Below are 19,332 nucleotides of genomic sequence, written 5' to 3'. Positions count from 1 at the left end.
CCGCTACGCGCGCCGCTCGATTTTCAGGAAAAGATGATGAAATTGCGCAACGTGGCGATCATCGCCCACGTCGATCATGGCAAGACGACGCTCGTCGACCAGCTGTTCCGCCAGTCCGGCACCTTCCGCGACAACCAGCGCGTGGAAGAGCGCGCGATGGATTCGAACGACCTGGAGAAAGAGCGAGGGATCACCATCCTCGCCAAGTGCACCAGCGTCGACTGGCACGGCACCCACATCAACATCGTCGACACTCCGGGCCACGCCGATTTCGGCGCCGAGGTCGAGCGGATCCTCAGCATGGTCGACGGGGTCATCCTGCTCGTCGACGCTGCCGAAGGCCCGATGCCACAGACCAAGTTTGTCACCGGCAAGGCGCTCGCCCTCGGCCTCCGCCCAATCGTCGTCGTCAACAAGATCGACCGCCCCGACGCGCGCCCCGCCGAAGTGCTCGACGAAGTGTTCGAGCTCTTCATCAACCTCGACGCAAGCGACGAGCAGCTCGACTTCCCGACGCTCTACGCAAGCGGCCGCGCCGGCTATGCGGGCCTCACCGACGACGTCCGCTCGGGCGACCTGACGCCCCTGTTCGACACCATCGTCAGCCACGTCCCCGCGCCCACGACAGACCCCTCGGGTGAGTTCAGGATGCGCACCACCTTGCTCGACCGCGACCCGTTCCTCGGACGCATCCTCACCGGGCGGATCGAGGGCGGTCGGCTGGACGTCAACATGCCGATCAAGGCGATCGACGTGAACGGCAACGTCGTCGAGGAAGGCCGCGCGACCAAGGTCTTCGCCTTCCGCGGCCTCGACCGAGTCCCCGTGGACAGCGCCGAAGCGGGCGAGATCGTCGCCATCGCCGGGCTGGTCAAGGCGACCGTTTCCAACACCATCGCCGAGCCGGTCGTCACCGAGCCGCTCCCCGCGCGCCCGATCGACCCGCCGACGCTGGCGATGAGCTTTTCAGTCAACGACAGCCCGTTCGCCGGCCGCGACGGCGACAAGGTGCAGAGCCGGGTCATCCGCGAACGGCTCGAGCGCGAGGCCGAGGGCAATGTCGCGATCAAGGTGACGATGTCCGCCGACAACGACAGCTTCGAGGTCGCCGGCCGCGGCGAGCTCCAGCTCGGAGTCCTTATCGAGACCCTGCGCCGCGAAGGCTTTGAGTTGAGCATCAGCCGCCCCCGCGTCCTGTTCCGCGACGGCGCGGACAGCGAATCCGGCGGCCGCGAGGAGCCGTTCGAGACGGTGGTCGTCGACGTCGACGACGAGTTCTCCGGCACCGTCATCGACAAGATGGCGCTCCGCAAGGCGGAGATGACCGACATGCGCCCGTCGGGCGGCGGCAAGACCCGCCTGACCTTCTCCGCACCCAGCCGCGGCCTGATCGGCTATCACGGCGAGTTCCTGTCCGACACCCGGGGCACCGGCATCATGAACCGGTTGTTCGAGAAATATGCGCCCTACAAGGGCCCGATCCAGGGCCGCCAGAACGGGGTCCTCATCTCGATGGAACAGGGCCCCGCGGTCGCCTATGCGCTGAGCGCTCTGGAGGACCGGGGCGTTCTGTTCATTTCGGCCGGCGAGATGCTCTACGAAGGCATGGTCATCGGCGAGAACGCCAAGCCGCAGGACCTCGAGGTCAATCCCCTGAAGTCCAAGCAGCTGACCAACTTCCGCGCGTCAGGCCCCAAGGACGAAGGCATCCGCCTGACCCCTCCGCGCCGGATGAGCCTGGAACAGGCGATCGCCTACATCCAGGACGACGAGCTGGTCGAGGTCACGCCCAAGGCGGTGCGGATCAGGAAGCGCTACCTCGACCCGCATGAGCGGAAGAAGGCGTCGAGGAAGCTCGAGGCGGCGTAGCGCTAGCCCTTACACGGCTTAATCTCGCCCGGCGCCGGCCTCTCGCCCACCGGCTCGAACGACGCGAAGTAGGCATCGCCGTTGTCGACCGGCTGGAAGGCCCGAAGCTTGAGGCCGAGCGCGGCGAACTCGCACCGGAGCTGGGTTGGGGCGAGGCCGTGGCGCTGGGGCGGGCGGTCGGCGTCGACGACGATGATCAGGCCGCCGGGTTTAAGCGCCTCCCGGACGTGCCAGAGGAAGGCGTAGGGCGAATCCACCTCGTGATACATGTGGATCAGGAACACGCGGTCGAGCGAATGGGCGGGAAGTTTGGGGTCGTCGGGGTCGCCGAGCGACACCGCGACATTGTCGAGGTTCTCGCGCTGGACTCGCTGGGCGAGACGGTCGCGGACCTGTGGCACGATGTCCTCGGCCAGCACCCGGCCGCGGCGGCCGACGACCGGAGACAGGCGGACCGCATAATAGCCTTCGCCGGCGCCGACGTCGGCGACCCACATACCGGGCTTGACCCCGGCGAGCTCGACCACCCGCTCGAACTCGCCCATCCGATCGCGGACGTCCTCGGTCGAGAAGGTATCGGCGACGATCGAGGCGACCGGGCGGTGCGGCTTGGGGAACTCGTCGTGCTGAGGCTCGGCGCGGCAGGAGGCGAGGAGAGCGCTGGCCGCGAGCAGCGCTGCGGCAGCGCGCCTATTCAACGTCTTCGACCTCGACCTTTTCACCGGTCACCCGCTGTGACAGCGCCGCCGCCATGAACCGGTCGAGGTCGCCGTCTAGGACGTCGCCGGGGCTGGTCGAGGTGACGCCGGTGCGAAGGTCCTTCACCAGCTGGTACGGCTGGAGGACGTAGCTCCGGATCTGGTGGCCCCAGCCGATGTCGGTCTTGTTGGCCGCGCTTGCGTCGGCTTCTGCCTCGCGGCGAGTCAGCTCCGCCTCATACAGGCGAGCCTTGAGCTGCTTCATCGCCTCGGCGCGGTTCTTGTGCTGCGAGCGCTGGTTTTGGCACTGGACGACGATATTCGTCGGGATGTGCGTGATGCGCACCGCGCTGTCGGTCGTGTTGATGTGCTGGCCGCCGGCGCCGGACGCGCGATAGGTGTCGATCCTCAGCTCGGACTCGTTGATCTCGATGTCGATGTCGTCGTCGACCTCGGGATAGACCCAGACGCTGGAGAAGCTGGTGTGGCGGCGGGCATTGGCGTCGTAGGGGCTGATCCGGACGAGGCGGTGGACTCCGCTCTCCGTCTTGAGGTTGCCGTAGGCGTTCTCGCCCTTCACTAGGATGGTCGCCGACTTGATGCCCGCCTGCTCGCCGGCATGGTGGTCGATGAGCTCGACCTTCATCCCGTGCCGCTCCGCCCAGCGAGTGTACATGCGCTGCAGCATCTCGGCCCAGTCCTGGCTCTCGGTGCCGCCGGCCCCGGCGTTGACCTCGACATAGGCGTTGTTGGCGTCCGCCTCTCCGGCGAGGAGGGCCGCGACCTTGTCGCGTTCCGCCCGATCGGCGAGGTCGGCCAGGCTCTTCACGGCATCGTCGACCAAAGCCTGGTCGCCTTCGCTGTCGGCTAGCTCCATCAACTCCAGAGTGTCGGCCAGCTCGCGCTCGATCGCCGTGGTCGCTCCGATGGCTTCGTCCAGCCGGCGCCGTTCGCGCATCACGTCCTGAGCCGCCTTGGGGTCGTCCCACAGCTTCGGGTCCTCGACCTTGGCGTTCAGCTCCTCCAGGCGCCGGTGCGCGCGGTCCCAATCGAGGAACCTGCGCAGGAGCGCCGTCGAGGCGTTGATCTGGTCGACACTGGCTTGCGCTTCGGCGCGCATGATCGTCCGTCTTTCTTCAGCTGTGCGATTGCCGGACTAGTGAGCGGCGGCGGTGTTTTGCAAGGGTGTCGGTTGCGGCGCCTGGTACGGCGAGACCGGCGCCGGCGCTTGGTAGCTCGGTTGTTGTGAGGGGCGAGCGACCGAAGGGCGGCGGACCACGCCCGGCGGCTCTTCGCCCTCGGCAGTCTCGGCATCCACGCCATGGCGATGCCGGAAGCTCCGCCTCGGCTCCGTCTGCGGCTGGAACGCTTCCCAGATGACGGGCGACTTCGGGTCCACATCTGTCGGGAAGACGCCGTAGACTCGCTTGCCGCTGGCGCGGTCGATCCTGACCCAGCGGATTCCCGGCGGAGCGACGAACGGTACTTTCGGCTGGTCCTTCAGCGCGGTCTTTGCCCATTGCTTCCACACCGGAGCGGCGATCCGGCCGCCCTGAGCCCAGGCCCCCATCGGCCGCGGCTGGTCGTAGCCGAGGTAAACTCCGGCGACGATGTCCGGAGTGCCGCCCACGAACCACACATTGGTCGGTCCATTGGTGGTGCCAGTCTTTCCGAACAGCGGCCGGTCGAGGTCACGCAAAATGGTCGCCGTGCCGCGAAGGATCACGCCTTCCATGACATGCACCATCTGGAATGCGGCCATCGGGTCGAGCAGCTGCTTCGTCCTCAGCGGCGGGCGCGGCATCGGCTTGCCGTCCCAGTCGGCAGCGTTGCAGCGCTGCATGATCGCGCATCGGTTGTCGGCGCGGTAGATGACCTTGCCGCTGCGGTCCTGGACATAATCGATGATCGTCGGAGTGACCGACCGTCCCTGATTGGCGAGGATGGCATAGGCGTTGACCAGGCGTGCGACTGTCGTGTCGCCGGCACCCAGAGCGATCGACAGGTAATTGGGATAGTCGCCCACGCCGAGCTTGCGCGCGGTGTCGGTGATCTTCGCCATGCCGATCTGGGAGGCTGCACGGACCGTCATCAGGTTGCGCGACTGCTCGAGGCCCCAGCGCATGGTGTGCGGGCCCGCGTAGCGATGGTCGAAGTTGGTGAAGCACTTGTTGCCGAGGCCGGCACCCTGCCAGATGCAGAAGGGGGCATCGACCTCGATCGTCGCCGGGGTGAAGCCGTTCTCAAGTCCCGTCACATAGACAAGCGGCTTGAACGCCGAGCCCGGCTGGCGAAGCGCCTGGGTCGCGCGGTTGTAGGACGAGCCGACGACGTCAAAACCGCCCTGCATCGCGAGGACGCGGCCGGTGTGCACTTCCTGGGCGAGCATTCCCCCCGATACGCGGGGGATCGAGCGAAGGACGTAACTCCCGCCACCATTGTCCTTGACGACGATCACCATTCCAGGACGGAAGTTGCTGAAGGCCGATCCGCCCCCGCCGACCTTCGGCATGGATGCAGCCGACGCGGAAAGCGTGCCCTTTTCTCCATTGGCGAAGCCGATCTCCGCGGAGCCCGAATCCTTCGACAGGACGACGGCCTTGCGCCAGTCGGGGAAGCCCGTGCCGACCGGAGTCCGGTCGAGCTCGGAAGCCCAATCGCCCTTCGGATTGACGTTCAGCCCGAGGTCGCGCCAGCCGCGTCCGCCGTCGAACGTCGCCAAACCTTCGCGAAGCGCGTCCGCCGCGGCTGCCTGCATGACCGGATTGACGGAGGTGCGAACCCACAGGCCTCCCGAATAGACGCTGTTCGGCCCGTCCTTCTCGGTCTCTCCGAAGCGCTTGAGAAGCTCCCTTCGGACCTCCTCCATGTAATAGCCGCCCATGTCGAGGAAGTGGTGGCCGGTGCCGTAGCGGATGGTCCCGAGCGGGGTCGCCGCGGCAGAGCGCCACTGGTCCTCGCTGATGTAGCCGTTGTGCGACATTTCGCGCAGCACGTAGTTGCGGCGATCGAGCGCACGCGTGGTCGCCCGCTCCGGGTCGTAATTGGACGGTGCCTTGGGAAGAACGGCGAGATAAGCCGCCTCAGGGAGCGTCAGGTCGCCGATATCCTTGTCGAAATAGGCCCGCGCGGCCGCCTGGACGCCATAGGCATTCCGGCCGAGGAATATCTGGTTGAGGTAGAGCTCGAGGATCTGCTGCTTGGACAGCGCAGATTCCAGCCGGAAGGCAAGGATCGCCTCGCGGATCTTTCGACCGATATTGTAGCTGCTGTCCTTGAGCAGGTTCTTCGCCACCTGCTGCGTGATCGTAGATCCGCCGCGAGCGCGCCCGCCTCCGGTGACGCTCTTGACCGCGAAATCGCCCACGGCGCCGAACAAGCCGGGATAGTCGATCCCGTGGTGCCGGAAGAAGGTCTTGTCCTCGGCCGAAACGAACGCGTTGACGACGACGGGCGGTATTTCGTCGTAGGACAAGTTCACCCGGCGCTCGCGAGCGAACGTCTGGACCGGATCGCCGTCATAGCTGCGGATGTTAGTAGGAAGCGGCGGCTGGTAGGCAAGAAGGCTCTCCGACGAGGGCAAGCCGGTGGCGAAATAGAGCCAGACTCCGCCGAATATCGTGAAGAGGATCGCGCCGACGATCGCAAGCCGCTTCACCCACCGCCGCTCGAACCAGGGGTCGACGTAGGTGTGAACCCGCCGGTTGAAGGCGACGAGGTCGGGCAACGGCAGGTTGGGGGTCGACAAGCGTTCGAATTTCATGGGCTTCGGCGACCGTCTAGCGGCTTCCGCCGATTGCGGAAAGGCTTAGCGAAGCGATCGGGCGGCGACGTCGGCCTCGATCGCATGAGCGAGGGCGGCGACGATGCGCGTGCGCTGCTCGGGCGTGCGAAGCAGCGCCTCGTCGTCGACATTGCTGATGTAGCCGGCCTCGAACAGCACCGCGGGCACCCCGGCGCTTCGAAGGACGTAGAAATTGGCGAAGCGATGCGGCTGCGGCCTTAGCTCAAAGCGGCCGCTCGAGTTGCGGACCAGCCGTTCGGCGAGATTGGCAGACGCGGTCATCTGGCTTCGAAGCACCAGGTCCGAAAGGATCGCCCGGATCGAGCCGTCGGAACCGGCAGCGCGGGCCAGCGCGCTATTCTCGGACCGGGCCACGCGCTCGGCTTCGGCATCGGAGGCAACGTCGGACAGGGAATAGACGCTCGCCCCGCGTGCAAGCGGGTTGGGGGCGCTGTCCATGTGCAGCGAGACGTAGAGGCTGGCGCCGATGCGGCGAGCGAGCGCGGAGCGCTGGTCGAGGGTCAGGTAACGGTCGCTTTCGCGGGTCATCGCGATGCGCACGCGACCGTCGCTCGCAAGCTTGTCGCGAAGCTCGAGCGCAAGCTGAAGGGTCAGCTGCTTTTCCTTCACTTCGCCCGTCACCGATGTCGCGCCGGGATCCTGGCCGCCATGACCGGGATCGATCAGGACCAGCGGACGGCCAGGCGTCCGCCCTTCGATGATCCTGACGTTCTCGGCAGGCGAGGGGAGGGTGACCGTCACGCCGTTCGGGCCATAATCAGACCCACCGCCGGCAGCGGCCGCTCCGCCGAGCGCGAGCAGGATCGCGGCGCCGGCGCATGTCGCGCCCGCCCCTGCGATAATCCGCTTGCTGCTCCAACGCGCTTGCATCTGGTCTCCGGACGGCGCCGATTTGACGCTGTTTATCACGACTTCATGGTTAACAGCTACTTAGCGTTAAACTCGAACCGTCGAAGCAACTTTGTTGCGGCGGGCCTGCAGCGATGCTAACCGGCTTGAATCCTCGGCCTCCCAATGCCGCAGGGTCGCGCCGCGCCCAATCCGGAACGCGGCCTCACACAGGTTGACGCTGCATGACGCCTCTTTTCCCCCCCCGCCTGCTCAAGTCTGAGCTGCGGGGCGGCTATTCCGCAAGTGAAGCGGGATCGGCGCGCGCAGCAGACACGGTTTTCATAACATCCGCCGGCTTCAGCGGCCGACACCCGCTTGAGCCAGCCCAGTCAATGGCGCGCCCGCAGTCGCTTCGACGCAGCGGCCGCGCCCGGAGAGTTTTCAATGTCAATGCGCATGCTGATCGATGCGCGCCACCCGGAGGAAACCCGGGTCGCCGTCGTCAAGGGAAACCGGATCGAGGAGTTTGATTTCGAATCCGCAGAGCACAAGCAGCTCAAAGGAAATATCTATCTCGCCAAGGTAACCAGGGTTGAACCGTCGCTCCAGGCGGCGTTCATCGACTATGGCGGCAACCGCCACGGCTTCCTCGCCTTCAGCGAAATCCATCCCGATTATTACCAGATCCCCAAGGCCGACCGAGACGCGCTTCTCAAGGAAGAAGCCGAGCACGCGGCCGAGGAAGAGCGGCTTCGCGCCGACGAGGGCGACAGTTACGATTCCGCCGAAGAGCAGGATCATGACGAGGATCGCGAGCTCGACCAGGACCGTGAGGACGAGGACCAGGACGAGAACGGTTCGAACGGCGATGCGGCGGTGGAGGCCGGGACCGAATCTTCGCGCTCGCCGGTCGACGAATCCGCCGCTGACGAGCTGAGGCGCAAGCGCCAGAATCTCCGCCGCCGCTACAAGATCCAGGACGTGATCCAGCGCCGCCAGGTGTTGCTTGTCCAGGTCGTCAAGGAAGAGCGCGGCAACAAGGGCGCCGCGCTGACCACCTATCTCAGCCTTGCCGGGCGCTATTGCGTGCTGATGCCCAACACGTCGCATGGCGGCGGAATCAGCCGGAAGATTTCCAACGGCGCCGACCGCAAGCGGCTGAAGTCGATCATGGGCGACCTCAACCTGCCCAAGACGATGGGCCTGATCGTCCGCACCGCCGGGCTCCAGCGGACCAAGACCGAGATCAAGCGCGACTTCGACTATCTCGCGCGACTTTGGGACGAGATTCGCGAGAAGACCCTGACCAGCACCGCTCCAGCGCTCATCTATCGCGACAGCGACCTCATCAAGCGGGCGATCCGCGACCTGTACAACCGCGACATCGACGAGGTGATCGTCGAGGGCGAGGAAGGATACAAGGCCGCGCGCGGCTTCATGAAGCTGCTGATGCCGAGCCACGTCCGGCGGGTTAAGCAGCACACGGAATCGACTCCGCTGTTCCAGCGGGCGGGGGCCGAGGACCAGCTTTCCGCAATGTACCAGCCGGTCGTCCAGCTGAAGTCCGGTGGCTACCTCGTCATCAACCCGACCGAGGCCTTGGTGTCTATCGACATCAACTCGGGCCGCTCCACCCGCGAGCACAATATCGAGCAGACGGCCTTCATGACGAACCTCGAGGCTGCGCAGGAAATCGCCCGCCAGCTTCGGCTCCGCGACATGGCCGGCCTCATCGTGATCGACTTCATTGACATGGAGCAGTCGAGCCACGTCCGTAAGGTCGAGAAGGCGATGAAGGACGCGCTGAGGAACGACCGGGCGCGGATTCAGGTCGGACGGATCTCGAGCTTCGGCCTGATGGAGATGAGCCGCCAGCGGCTCCGCACCGGAGTCCTCGAAGCCTCGACCAAGCCTTGCCCGCATTGCGAGGGAACGGGGCTGATGCGCACCGCTTCGTCGGCGGGCCTGTCGGCACTTCGCTTCATCGAGGACGAGGCCGCCCGCGGCCGCGGCGAGCGGGTCGTCCTGCGCGCCGGCCGCGATGCCGCCGTCTACGTCCTCAACAAGAAGCGCTCCGAGCTCGCCGAGATCGAAGCGCGCTATGGGGTGTTCGTCGAAATCGCGATCGACGAGAGCTTCGAGGGCGCGAAGATGGCGGTCGAAAGTTCCGGGCCCAAGCCCGTGCCGGTCGAGCCGATCGCTCGCGCTCCGCAGAGCGTCGAAGAGGACGAGGACGAGCTCGACGAGATTCTCGATGAGGATGAGGACGAAGAGCGGGAGGAGCGCGAGGAGCGTCAGCCGCGCGGAGAGCGCCGCGATCACGAAAACGGCGAAGAGGGCGAGGGACAGGAGCGGGGAGGTCGCAAGCGCCGCCGCCGCAGGCGCGGAGGACGCGGCCGCCGCCGCGGAGGCGCCGAGGGAAGCATCCCGGCCGACGAGGTTCCGCCACCGATCGAAGAGACCGGCACGCCCGACGAGCCCCTGGACGAAGCGCCTGAAGCTGGCGCCGAACCCGCGGCTGAGGATCAAGGCGAAGACAAGCCGAAGAGGCCGCGCCGCCGCCGCAAGCCCAAGGGTGAGGCTGCCGGCGAGATCCAGCCGGACAGCTCTCCGATGATCGAAACGCCGGTCGACGAGGAGCAGCCGATCGCCGAGACCGAAGCCGCTCCCGAGCCGCAGCCCGAGAAGCCGAAGCGCCGCCGGAAGGCAGCGGCAACCGCCCCCGTCGAGGCTCCCGAGCCTGCCCCGGCAGACGCTCCCCCGGCGGAGACGAAAACCGAGGCCAAGCCCAAGCGGAGCCGCAAGAAGGCGGCCGAGCCGGTGGAAGCTGCGGAGGGTTCCGCGCCGGCACAGCTTCCCGCCGCCGACAACGACCAGAATGGCGACGAGACGCCCGGAAAGCCGCGCAGCGGTTGGTGGCAGAGGACGTTCGGCTAGTGGCGAAAGCATCCGGCCCGCCATGCTCGCGGCATGGCGGTGTGCGGATGCTTTCATCGCGGGTTCACTTCCAGGGTGTGAAGGCGGGGCGATGACCTCCGCGCTGTCCCGGCTGACGCGCTTCTTGATGATGGCGCTTCTACTGACGCTGTCGGTCGCAAGGCCGGCGGCCGCCGCGGACTCTGGACCATCGACGCTCCGCGACACGGAGACGGAGCATCTCTTCCACGACCTGGCGGTGCCGCTGGTCCAGGCGGCGAACCTCGACCCGACGAGCGTTCACGTCGAGCTTCTCAACGATCCGGAGATCAACGCCTTCGTCGCTACCGGCCAGACGGTGTACATCCAGTCGGGGCTGATCCTCGCCACCGACAATGTGAACCAGCTCCAGGGCGTGATCGCGCACGAGCTCGGGCACGTAGCCGGAGGGCATTCGATCAGGCTCCAGCAGGGGGTCGGGCAGGCGACGGGAATCACCATCGCCACCATGATCCTCGGTGCAATCGCGATCGCGGCTGGCGCGGGCGAAGCGGGGATGGGCGTGATGATGGCCGGGCAGCGGGCTGCGCTCGGCAAGTTCCTGTCGTTCAGCCGCACCCAGGAAAGCACCGCCGACGCAGCGGGCGCGAGCTACCTGTCGAAGGCGGGAGTCTCCGGCAAGGGGATGCTCGAATTCTTCGGCAAGCTCCAGAACCAGGAATACCGCCTCGCAGTCTACGACACCGATAGCTACGATCGCACCCACCCGCTTTCGACCGAGCGGATCCAGGCGCTCGAGCAGAAGCTCAAGAACGACCCGTCGTGGAACAAGCCGGTCGACGCGGCTCTCGACGCGCGCTTCCAGCGGGTGAAGGCCAAGCTGACCGGCTTCGTCGATCCCAAGCAGGCGGTGATCAAATATCCGGAAAGCGACGAAAGCGTCCCCGCCCATTACGCGAGGGCCTATGCTTATCATCTCGGCGGCTATCCGGACAAAGCGCTGAAGGAAGCTGATGCCTTGCTCGCGACGGCGCCCGACGATCCCTATTTCCTGGAGCTGAAGGGCCAGATCCTGCTGGAGACTGGCAAGCCGGCGGACGCGATTGCGCCGCTTCGCGAAGCCACCAAGAAATCCGGCGAGGCGCCGCTGATCGCCGCGATGCTCGGCCACGCCTTGATCGCGACCGAGAAGACCCAGAATTACGGCGAGGCCAAGCAGGTGCTCAAGGAGGCGGTCAGCCGCGACAATGACAATCCGTTCGCCTGGTACCAGCTCGGGATCATCTACGACCAGGAAGGCGATTACGGGCGGGCCGCGCTTGCGACCGCGGAGCGAAGCAATCTCGAGGGCGACCCGAAGCTCGCACTGTCGAGCGCCCAGGCGGCGATGAAGAGCATTCCGGCAGGATCGCCGGACTATCTTCGGGCGCAGGACATCGCCATGGTGTCGCGCGCCGAGCTGGTGAAAAAAGACAAGAAGTACGAAGAAAAGAAGGACAAGTGACAGAACCACGAAGTGGCCCGGGCGGCTTCATAACGGCGGTTTCGGGTGGAGTGGTTGGAGCTGTCCTGATGGCGGCGCTGCTGCTGTTCGCAGCACCTCAGCTGATCGGCGGGCGCATAGTCCGCGCCGGGATGATGGCCGACCCGCAAATCCTCGTCGATGCCGGCCAGGCGCTCCGGGACCAGCAATATCAGCCAGTGCTAGCGCAGCACCGCGCCGAGATCGAAACGCCGTTCGGAACTTCCTGGAAGGGCGCGAGCAAGCCCGACGTCACGCTGGTCGAATTCTTCGATTACGCCTGCCCCTATTGCAAGGCGAGCAACCCCGCGCTCGAGCAGTTGCTTCAGGAGGATAAGGGGCTCCGCGTCGTCTATCGCGAGCTTCCGATCCTCGGTCCCGAAAGCGTCAACGCGGCTCGGCTTTCCCTCGCAGCGTCGAAGGCCGGACGGTTCGTCCAGTTCCACGATGCGTTGTGGGCTGCCGGAAGGCCGAGCCCGGAAACGCTTGCGACCGCAAGCGACGCTGCCGGTCTCGCTTCTCAGCCGCCGGCGAGCGCCGACATCGAAGCGGAGCTGAAGAAGAATTTCCAGCTGGCCGGACAGCTCGGCGCTACGGGCACGCCGCTGTTCGTGATCGGCGACCGGGTGTTCAACAGCGCGGTAAGCTACGAGGAATTGAAGAAGGCCGTCGCGGACGCTCGAACGAAAGCCTGATCAAGTCTTCGGCAGTTCGCCCTTGAATCCCTGGGCGATCACATACCATTCGGACGAATCCTTGCGGCTCGCGGGTGGCTTTGCGTGCTTTACCGCGGTGAAGTGCCGTTTGAGCTCGGCGACGAGGTTGTTGTCCGCGCCGCCGGCGAGAACCTTGGCAACATAGGCACCGCCGGGGCGGAGGACCTCCTTGGCAAACTCCAGCCCGGCTTCGACCAGACCCATCGTCCGCAGATGGTCGGTCTGCGGATGACCCACAGTGTTCGCGGCCATGTCTGACAGCACCAGGTCCGCGGGTCCGCCGAGCGCCGCCTTCAATTTCTCCGGCGCTTCATCGTCCATGAAGTCCATCTGGAGGATCTCGACGCCCTCGATCGGGTCGGTCGGCAAGAGGTCGATCCCGACGACTTTCGCCTGTGGCATTCGCCGCCGGACAACCTGCGACCAGCCGCCGGGAGCAATGCCGAGATCGATAACCGCGGTGACGCCTTTGAGAACCCCGAATCGTTCGTCGATCTCGAGAAGCTTGTACGCGGCGCGACTTCGGTAATTCTCGGCCCTGGCGCGGCGGACATAGGGATCGTTGAGCTGCCGCTCGAGCCAGCGCGTCGAGGAAGCGGAGCGGTTGCGGGCAGTGCGGACCCGCTGCCGCGGCCCGCGGCCGCCTCTCACAGGACGAACCCGTCTCTCGCCATCAGCGAGCGGAGAATTCCTTCGCGGATCCCGCGGTCGGCCACGCCCAGCTTTTCCGCCGGCCAGATTTCCAGGATCGCCTCGAGGATCGCGCAGCCGGCGACCACGAGGTCCGCGCGGTCGGGACCGATGCATGGCAGGGCCGCTCGCTCTCCGAAATCCATCTCCGCGATCATTGTGCTGATCGCGTGCATAGCTTCGATCGGGACGTGCAGGCCGTCGACGGCACGTCGGTCGTAGCTGGGAAGTGCGAGATGAACGCTGGCTAGGGTCGTCACTGTGCCGCTGGTTCCGAGCAGGCGGATTCCGGCCCGGTGCCTGGGCAGCATGGCTTCGAACTGGTCGAACGACCGCCGGACGCGCTCGCGCATCCGCTTGTACGCCCTGACCCGGTCCTCGCCTTCGATTGCCTCGCGGCCCTCGCTCTCCGTCAGCGAAACCACGCCCCACGGAGCGCTCCACCAGCTCCTGATCTTCGGCGTTCCGCTGACCTGATCGATCAGCACCAGCTCGGTCGAACCGCCGCCGATATCGAATATCAGGGCCGGGCCTTCGCCGGGCTCGAGCAGCTTGTGGCAGCCAAGCATCGCAAGCCGGGCCTCCTCGGCCGGCTCGATGATCTCCAGCGCGATTCCGGTTTCGTTGCGGACCCGTTCGAGGAACTTCCGGCCGTTGGCCGCGCGGCGGCAGGCTTCGGTCGCTACGGAGCGGGAGAGCGAGACGTTCCGCCGCCTCAGCTTTTCGCCGCAGACGGCGAGCGCCGCCACTGCCCGATCCATCGCGTCGTCCGACAGCTTGCCTGTTTGCGAAAGCCCGTCGCCAAGCCGGACGATGCGCGAGAAGGCGTCGATGACGGTGAAGCCGCCATCGCTTGGGCGCGCAATGAGAAGCCGGCAGTTGTTGGTGCCGAGATCGAGCGCACCGTAGGTGTGGCGTTGATTGTGCGGCTGCTGGAGCCGCCCCTGAGGCGGCTTTGCGAGAGCCGGCTGTTCCCGCATCTGCGGTCCCGGCGCGCTGGCGACGTCCTGCGCCATATTGAAACGCCCGTTCTTATCCTTGCACCGTCGGACATACCGGCGGCTGACTTGCCTCGAATGTATGCCCGAATCCGCGGCAAGGGCAAGTTCGCGCGGATTTTCAATGCTTGCAGGCACTGAATGGGCGGCCAAGCGCGGTTGACACCGGCCACGGCCACTCACTATCTCGCGCCCTCGCCCGAAGCCGGCGCTGCCCCGTCGTCTAATGGTAAGACTACGGACTCTGACTCCGTCAATTGAGGTTCGAATCCTCACGGGGCATCCACTCGGCACCTATCTGCCTAAGCTGAACTGGCCTGTGGTTGCGCGCGACCGCTTAGCCGGTCGGGCAGCGCTATCGCTGGTGGGCTGCGATCCAGTGGCCGAGGCGAGTGCGCAACGACGGCTTCGACGGGATGAAGCCGCGGACTTCGAGCATCTCTTCCGGCTCGTCGTAGATCCTCAGGTTGAGCGGAAGTCGCATCCGGAGCGAGTCCCTGCCGCGGAGCTTGTCCTCGGCGAGGGCCAGCGCACGGTGCGCGTCCTCGGCTGTGAACGGCTTGGTCAGGCAGCCTAGCGCCAGATCCGGCATCGGGAAGTCCGGTGCGCGTCCGCTGACGAACAGGCAGGGGACGTTGAGCTCTCCCAGGCGAACGGCGACGGAGAAGCCGGTCGATCCGCGAGCGAGCTGGAGGTCGACGAGCGCGAGGTGCGGCTGGTGTTGGGTTCCTGCAGCGACCGCGCTTTCGGAGTCATCGGCGATTGCGACGACGCGGTAACGGGGATTGTCCTCGATCAGATATTTCACCGTGGATGCGAGATGAGCATCGTCCTCGACGACCAGAATCTTGAGCACTGAAAGGACCCCTCCCCAACGCGATGTGAACGCGATTGGCACGGAGTCAGAAAAGAGAGGCTGAGCGAATCCCCCGTAAACGGGATTTACGCCGGAATGAGCCCGATATGAGTCGGGCGGAGCCTTTCGGCCCCGCCCGGTCCCCCTCACCCCCCCCCGGTAAGTTAAGCGCGGTAGAAGATGTGCTGGCCGATCTTCTCGACCCTGGTCAGCCGGCTGCCCCACGAGGGAGCGACATAATTGGCGTGGTACCACAGGACGTCGGTCGGAACCGTGCGGAGAACGTTGGCCATCGCGAGCCGTGCGACGCCTTGAGCCTTGGCCCAGGAAGCGCTGTCGGTGATCGCCGGGAACTGCCCGTGCTGCACGAACGAAAACTGCCAGGGCTGCTTGACGACTTCGCACCAGGTCGACGGATATTTGCCCGATGCGGCGCGGTTCATGACCACGTCGGCGACTGCAAGCTGGCCTTCGAGATTCTCACCGCGAGCTTCGAAATAAACGGCGGTGGCGAGGCAGTTGGCCTGCTCGTCGAGCGGTGCTCCGGCGCTGTAGCGATCGACCAGGGCATAAAGCGGCCATCCGGCGTTGAGTAGCCAGCGGCCCTCGCGAGCGATCTTGGCGAGCTCCGCCTGCTGCGGGTTCTGGCGGGTGCCGAACACCGCGCCGACCGCGTTGGAAAACATCGTGCTGGTGGACGTGATCGTCTGCTGCACGGCGCTAAGCACCGGCGCGGTGGCCTGGGTGCCGAGCGGCCGGGCCGTCGAGTCGACGGTGGCGGCGTTGACCGCATAAGTGCTGTTGAGGACGGGAGTGCTCTGGGCGGCTGCGTTGCCCGCACCCAGGAACAGAGTAAGTGACCCCATCACCGCAGCGAGGCTGCGGTTCCGCAGAAGCTTTTTCAAATTCTCTCTCTTGCCCTTGGCGGCCGTCCTGACACAGGGATAGCGGGGCGCCGTTCAGCGTCTCGCAAGTTCCAATGTGCAGGTTCGTCCGTCTTGCCCGGGACCGGCGTCTAAATGCGCCTTGCTGTCCCGCTCTCGTTAACCGATGAGCGCCAAATATGGATTTTCCGGGCTAAGCCAAGGCCCGCAGCGGTGAACTGAGCCACCGGCGGGGTGAATGACGGAACCACTTGAGAAACCTAAACAAATTAAAGTGGTTCAGCTTTTCGGGTGTTCCGGCTAGGGGCGCCTCAGGAGGGCGCAGTGGCATATTGGCTGATGAAATCGGAGCCTGGCAGCTATAGCTGGCAGGACCTCGTCCGCGACGGTTCCACCGAATGGGACGGCGTCCGCAACAACGCAGCGCGGCTCCATCTCAAGGCGATGAAGCGCGGCGACGAGGCCTTCTTCTACCACAGCATGGAGGAGCGCTCCGTCGTCGGCATCATGCGCATCACCCGCGAAGCTGCGCCCGACCCTAGGGATCCCGATTGGGTTTCGGTGAGGGTCGAGCCGGTCAGGCCTCTCGACCGCCCCGTGACGCTGAAAGACATCAAGGCGGAGCCGAAGCTCGCGAAAATGGAGCTGATCAGGCAGTCGCGGTTGTCGGTAGCGCCGGTCCGCGGCGAGGAGTGGAATCTTGTTCTGAAGATGGGGAGCTGAAGTCTAGGGCTGCTCTCGCGCGTCAAGGCGCGCAGGGAGAACTAGAGCAGCCCTAACTGGCGGAAGCTCGAACATTGCGCGCCGCCGAACACCAGGTGATCGAGGACCTGGCAGTCCATCGCCTCGGCAGCGCAGGCGAGGCGGCGGGTGGCGCGGCGGTCGCCGTCGCTCGGCCGGGGATCGCCGCTGGGATGATTGTGGGCGAGCAGGATCCCGACGGTGCCGTGGTTTGCGGCGTCCGCAATGATCGACCGGAGCGGGAAATCGGTCCCGAACTCGTCCCCCACGTGATCGGTGAGGTGAACGCAGTTGAGCGATTCATCGAGGTGCGCGACCCACAGCCGCTCGATCTTCGGGTCGGACTCGGCAAGGCAGCCGGCGAAGAATTCGCGAGCGGCGGCGAGTCCGTTGAGCTTGAGCGGGTGTTCGGCACGCTGATATCGCACGCCGGCAAGCTAGAGTAGGCGCCGCGCCGGGACGATTGGAAGCGAGTTCGATCAGGAGGCAGTCTGATCCGTTTTGACATGCAAGTCGGCAGGCTCGGCCTCAGGCGCGCTGTCGCGGTCGCGATGCTCGTCGCGCTTGCATTGGCCGCGTCGGTGGCAGGGCTGCGGCTCGCCAGCGGCGGCGGCGAGGTTCCGGCAAGGCCTCCAGGCGAACGGCCGGAGCTTCTGCTGCTCACCAGCCTTCCGATCGTCTTTCCTGAGCGCCTGACTCTCGACACAGTAGCTTCGCCAGCGCTGTCGGCGCTCCAGGGCCGCTACCGAGTGACTCCGATCAGCGTCGCCGACGCTTCCTCGCTAGCCGGCCACCGTCTTTTGCTGATGGCGCAGCCGCGAGCGCAGCCGTCAGAGATGCTGGTGGAGCTCGACCGCTGGGTGCGGGGCGGCGGCCGGGTCGTGGTTCTCGCGGATCCGGCGCTCGAATGGCCGACGAGCAAGCCGCTGGGGGACGTAACGCGCCCCCCATTCGCCTTTTCCGATACCGGCCTTCTGGGCCATTGGGGCGTGCTGCTCGAGGCCCCCGAGACCTTCGGCCCGGCAACATTAGAGGCTGACGGCAAGGCCGTTCAAACCCTGTCGCCGGGAACGCTTCGTGCGACGAACGGCGGCTGCAAGATCACCGCTGGCGGCCTAGTCGCACGATGCAAGGTGGGCCAAGGCAAGGCAATCGTCATAGCCGACGCCGACTTCCTGGCCGTCGAAGGACGCCGCGGGACCGCCCGCTCGGCGAACCTCGGATTCCTGCTTGGCGAGCTCGATCGGCTAGGGCGTTGACGTCGCCGGCTGGTCGGCGGCCGCGGTAGGAGCCTGGAGCGCAGGAGCACCGGCGATATCCCACCTGTCCATCGTCACCGCCGAACAGGCGTAGGTCGCTCCGTTCCGGATTTCGGCTGCTTTGAGCACCGAAGCAAGCGCCGGCTGGCTCGACGCCAGGACCCGGCGGCTGTCCTCGATCATGTTCGTATAGCCGATGCCGTAGACCTTCTTGCCGTCGGCTCCGATCGCGCCGGAGACGGGAATGAAGTCACCCAGGTAGAGAACCTCTCCGGCGCCCACATGAAATGTAGGCGCGCCGAAGCAGTTCGTGCTCAGGATGATCTTGCCCAGCGCTTGACCGGAAAGCACATAATCGCCGGCAGTCAGCTTCACCACCTGGACCTCAAGCCCGGCTTTGCGATCGTTGCTCACGACCTGGCTGCCGTACGTTGTCTTGTCGCCGGTCGCCTTCCAGTCCTTGGGACGATATTCGAGATCCTGATATTCCGGATCATAGCGGGCGATCGAGATCGCGGCCGCTCGACCGGCGCTCAGCTCGTTCGGACGGCGGAACGCGAGCACCACCGCGCCTTCATTATCCTCGAGCTTCACCGGCTCGGTCGCGGCCACCTTCTTGCCGAGGAATACGGATTCCGGGCCGGAAAGGGGGCCGTCCACCTTGCCAAGCGCGGCGGGCGACATCGAGAAGCTGGTCCTTTCCGTGATTTCGCCAGCGACATCCTGGGCGCCGACGATGGTGTTGAAATAGTTGCTGCGTTCGGAATCGCTCATCGCGCGAACGCGCTGGGCGGTTTCGTTGGGAACCTCGACCTGGCGCCAGCCCCGGATCAGGAGGCAGTTGCGCCGGTTGGTCCGCCGTTGCTCGCCCTCTGCGATCATCCCGCCGATCAGTCCGCCAAGAGCTCCGCCAACCCCGGCAGCGACCGGTGAGACCACGGCGGGGTTGTAATAATAAGGGATGGTCCCAGCGGGAGTCCGCGATCCGCGAGCGATCAAGCGGCACTCTTGCCAGTCGGAATCATATTGCGCGCGCGTCGCGCCGGGCTTGTTGTAGAATCTGTCGTCGCGGAGGTCGCGAGCGGCGTCCTTAGCGATCTCTTCGGCCGAATCCTTGGGGTCGACCGGATGCTGGGCAACGGCCGCCGGAGCCGTGCCGCCGACCGGAACCATCATGGTGGCCTGCGCGAGCGCAGGTTGAGCGAAAACGATCGACGCGGCTGCGCCGGCGAGCAGTGACAACAGACGCATTTTGATAACCCCCCTGAATCGGCGACTTAGCCGAAGCACCAACGCTAGCCGGGAGCGCTTTCGAGTCAACTGGGCCTCCGGCGGGGCGCGAATCGCGAGTCGCACTCGAGGGATGGCGGCTCACAGACTTATCCACAGCCTAAAGAGCCAAGAACAGGATAAGAACGGCCCGCAAAACTGCGCCAAAAAAGTCGCGGAAATCCGCCACTAGGCATAAAAACCCGTGAAATGGCATCAAAATCCATTGTATCCCGCCCGAGCCTGAGTTACCAACATCGGCTGTAGCGCGGGGCTAA

16 protein-coding genes and 1 tRNA gene are annotated in these 19,332 nt (G+C 65.7%); 7 read left to right on the top strand and 10 right to left on the bottom strand.

The annotated features are described in order from the left end of the window. Positions 1 to 36 precede the first annotated feature (36 nt). Positions 37 to 1,869, top strand: a complete 1,833-nt coding sequence (gene typA / locus LZ519_RS06040; RefSeq protein WP_249868875.1) for a translational GTPase TypA — start codon at positions 37 to 39, stop codon at positions 1,867 to 1,869. 2 nt (positions 1,870 to 1,871) lie between these two features. Here typA and LZ519_RS06035 read toward each other — a convergent pair whose 3' ends face one another. From LZ519_RS06035 to LZ519_RS06020, 4 genes are read right to left on the bottom strand one after another with little or no spacing between them, the layout of a single operon-like run. Next, positions 1,872 to 2,567 (bottom strand): class I SAM-dependent methyltransferase, encoded by a 696-nt coding sequence (locus LZ519_RS06035; RefSeq protein ID WP_249867808.1) that lies wholly within the window; start codon positions 2,565 to 2,567, stop codon positions 1,872 to 1,874. Beyond that, positions 2,560 to 3,687, bottom strand: coding sequence for a peptide chain release factor 2 (gene prfB / locus LZ519_RS06030; protein ID WP_249867807.1), 1,128 nt, complete (start codon positions 3,685 to 3,687; stop codon positions 2,560 to 2,562). Before prfB ends, LZ519_RS06035 begins: the two co-directional genes overlap by 8 nt. Positions 3,688 to 3,723: 36 nt before the next feature. Beyond that, positions 3,724 to 6,330, bottom strand: coding sequence for a penicillin-binding protein 1A (locus LZ519_RS06025; protein WP_249867806.1), 2,607 nt, complete (start codon positions 6,328 to 6,330; stop codon positions 3,724 to 3,726). A 45-nt stretch (positions 6,331 to 6,375) separates the two neighbouring features. After that, positions 6,376 to 7,242 carry an N-acetylmuramoyl-L-alanine amidase family protein gene (locus LZ519_RS06020; RefSeq protein ID WP_249867805.1) on the bottom strand — a complete coding sequence of 289 codons (867 nt, stop codon included), beginning with the start codon at positions 7,240 to 7,242 and terminating at the stop codon, positions 6,376 to 6,378. Between the two features lie 405 nt (positions 7,243 to 7,647). Here LZ519_RS06020 and LZ519_RS06015 point away from each other — a divergent pair, with 405 nt between their 5' ends. The 3 genes from LZ519_RS06015 (at position 7,648) to LZ519_RS06005 (ending at position 12,336) form a co-directional block, all read left to right on the top strand. Continuing rightward, complete coding sequence (locus LZ519_RS06015) at positions 7,648 to 10,140, top strand: Rne/Rng family ribonuclease (RefSeq protein ID WP_249867804.1); 2,493 nt, start codon at positions 7,648 to 7,650, stop codon at positions 10,138 to 10,140. Positions 10,141 to 10,231: 91 nt separating this feature from the next. Then, positions 10,232 to 11,623, top strand: a complete 1,392-nt coding sequence (locus LZ519_RS06010) for a M48 family metalloprotease (RefSeq protein WP_348539384.1) — start codon at positions 10,232 to 10,234, stop codon at positions 11,621 to 11,623. A 68-nt stretch (positions 11,624 to 11,691) separates the two neighbouring features. Beyond that, entirely contained in the window at positions 11,692 to 12,336 is a 645-nt protein-coding gene (locus tag LZ519_RS06005) for a DsbA family protein (protein ID WP_249867803.1), read from the top strand. On the opposite strand, the gene LZ519_RS06000 is transcribed toward LZ519_RS06005, so the two are convergent. Together LZ519_RS06000 and LZ519_RS05995 are read right to left on the bottom strand one after the other, a co-directional pair. Next, on the bottom strand, positions 12,337 to 13,008 hold the full coding sequence (locus LZ519_RS06000; RefSeq protein ID WP_249867802.1) for an RlmE family RNA methyltransferase: 672 nt from the start codon (positions 13,006 to 13,008) through the stop codon (positions 12,337 to 12,339). It lies immediately after the preceding gene. Next, positions 13,005 to 14,063, bottom strand: coding sequence for a Ppx/GppA phosphatase family protein (locus LZ519_RS05995; RefSeq protein ID WP_431358087.1), 1,059 nt, complete (start codon positions 14,061 to 14,063; stop codon positions 13,005 to 13,007). The genes LZ519_RS06000 and LZ519_RS05995 overlap by 4 nt, the downstream gene beginning before the upstream one ends. 194 nt (positions 14,064 to 14,257) lie before the next feature. Between LZ519_RS05995 and LZ519_RS05990 the strand changes: the two genes are divergently transcribed. After that, positions 14,258 to 14,331: transfer RNA gene (locus tag LZ519_RS05990), tRNA-Gln, on the top strand. A 69-nt stretch (positions 14,332 to 14,400) separates the two neighbouring features. Here LZ519_RS05990 and LZ519_RS05985 read toward each other — a convergent pair. Both LZ519_RS05985 and LZ519_RS05980 read right to left on the bottom strand, forming a co-directional pair. Further along, the gene (locus LZ519_RS05985) at positions 14,401 to 14,901 is read right to left on the bottom strand and encodes a response regulator (protein WP_249867801.1); all 501 of its coding nucleotides are present in this window, start codon (positions 14,899 to 14,901) and stop codon (positions 14,401 to 14,403) included. Positions 14,902 to 15,065: 164 nt separating this feature from the next. Further along, the gene (locus LZ519_RS05980; protein ID WP_249867800.1) at positions 15,066 to 15,806 is read right to left on the bottom strand and encodes a cell wall hydrolase; all 741 of its coding nucleotides are present in this window, start codon (positions 15,804 to 15,806) and stop codon (positions 15,066 to 15,068) included. Positions 15,807 to 16,109: 303 nt separating this feature from the next. On the opposite strand from LZ519_RS05980, the gene LZ519_RS05975 reads away from it, so the two are divergent. Next, positions 16,110 to 16,508, top strand: a complete 399-nt coding sequence (locus tag LZ519_RS05975; RefSeq protein WP_249867799.1) for an EVE domain-containing protein — start codon at positions 16,110 to 16,112, stop codon at positions 16,506 to 16,508. Between the two features lie 41 nt (positions 16,509 to 16,549). Here LZ519_RS05975 and LZ519_RS05970 read toward each other — a convergent pair whose 3' ends face one another. After that, on the bottom strand, positions 16,550 to 16,954 hold the full coding sequence (locus LZ519_RS05970; protein ID WP_249867798.1) for a JAB domain-containing protein: 405 nt from the start codon (positions 16,952 to 16,954) through the stop codon (positions 16,550 to 16,552). 78 nt (positions 16,955 to 17,032) lie between these two features. Here LZ519_RS05970 and LZ519_RS05965 point away from each other — a divergent pair, with 78 nt between their 5' ends. Further along, positions 17,033 to 17,785, top strand: a complete 753-nt coding sequence (locus LZ519_RS05965; protein ID WP_249867797.1) for a motility-associated ABC transporter substrate-binding family protein — start codon at positions 17,033 to 17,035, stop codon at positions 17,783 to 17,785. On the opposite strand, the gene LZ519_RS05960 is transcribed toward LZ519_RS05965, so the two are convergent. Further along, the gene (locus tag LZ519_RS05960) at positions 17,774 to 19,036 is read right to left on the bottom strand and encodes a hypothetical protein (protein WP_249867796.1); all 1,263 of its coding nucleotides are present in this window, start codon (positions 19,034 to 19,036) and stop codon (positions 17,774 to 17,776) included. The two genes, LZ519_RS05965 and LZ519_RS05960, sit on opposite strands and share 12 nt — an antisense overlap. Positions 19,037 to 19,332 lie beyond the last annotated feature (296 nt).

This window comes from Sphingomonas anseongensis, from assembly GCF_023516495.1.
GTDB classification, from domain to species: domain Bacteria; phylum Pseudomonadota; class Alphaproteobacteria; order Sphingomonadales; family Sphingomonadaceae; genus Sphingomicrobium; species Sphingomicrobium anseongensis.
Note: the sequence above shows the minus strand (reverse complement) of the source record. Positions and strands in the feature narration are given on the sequence as shown.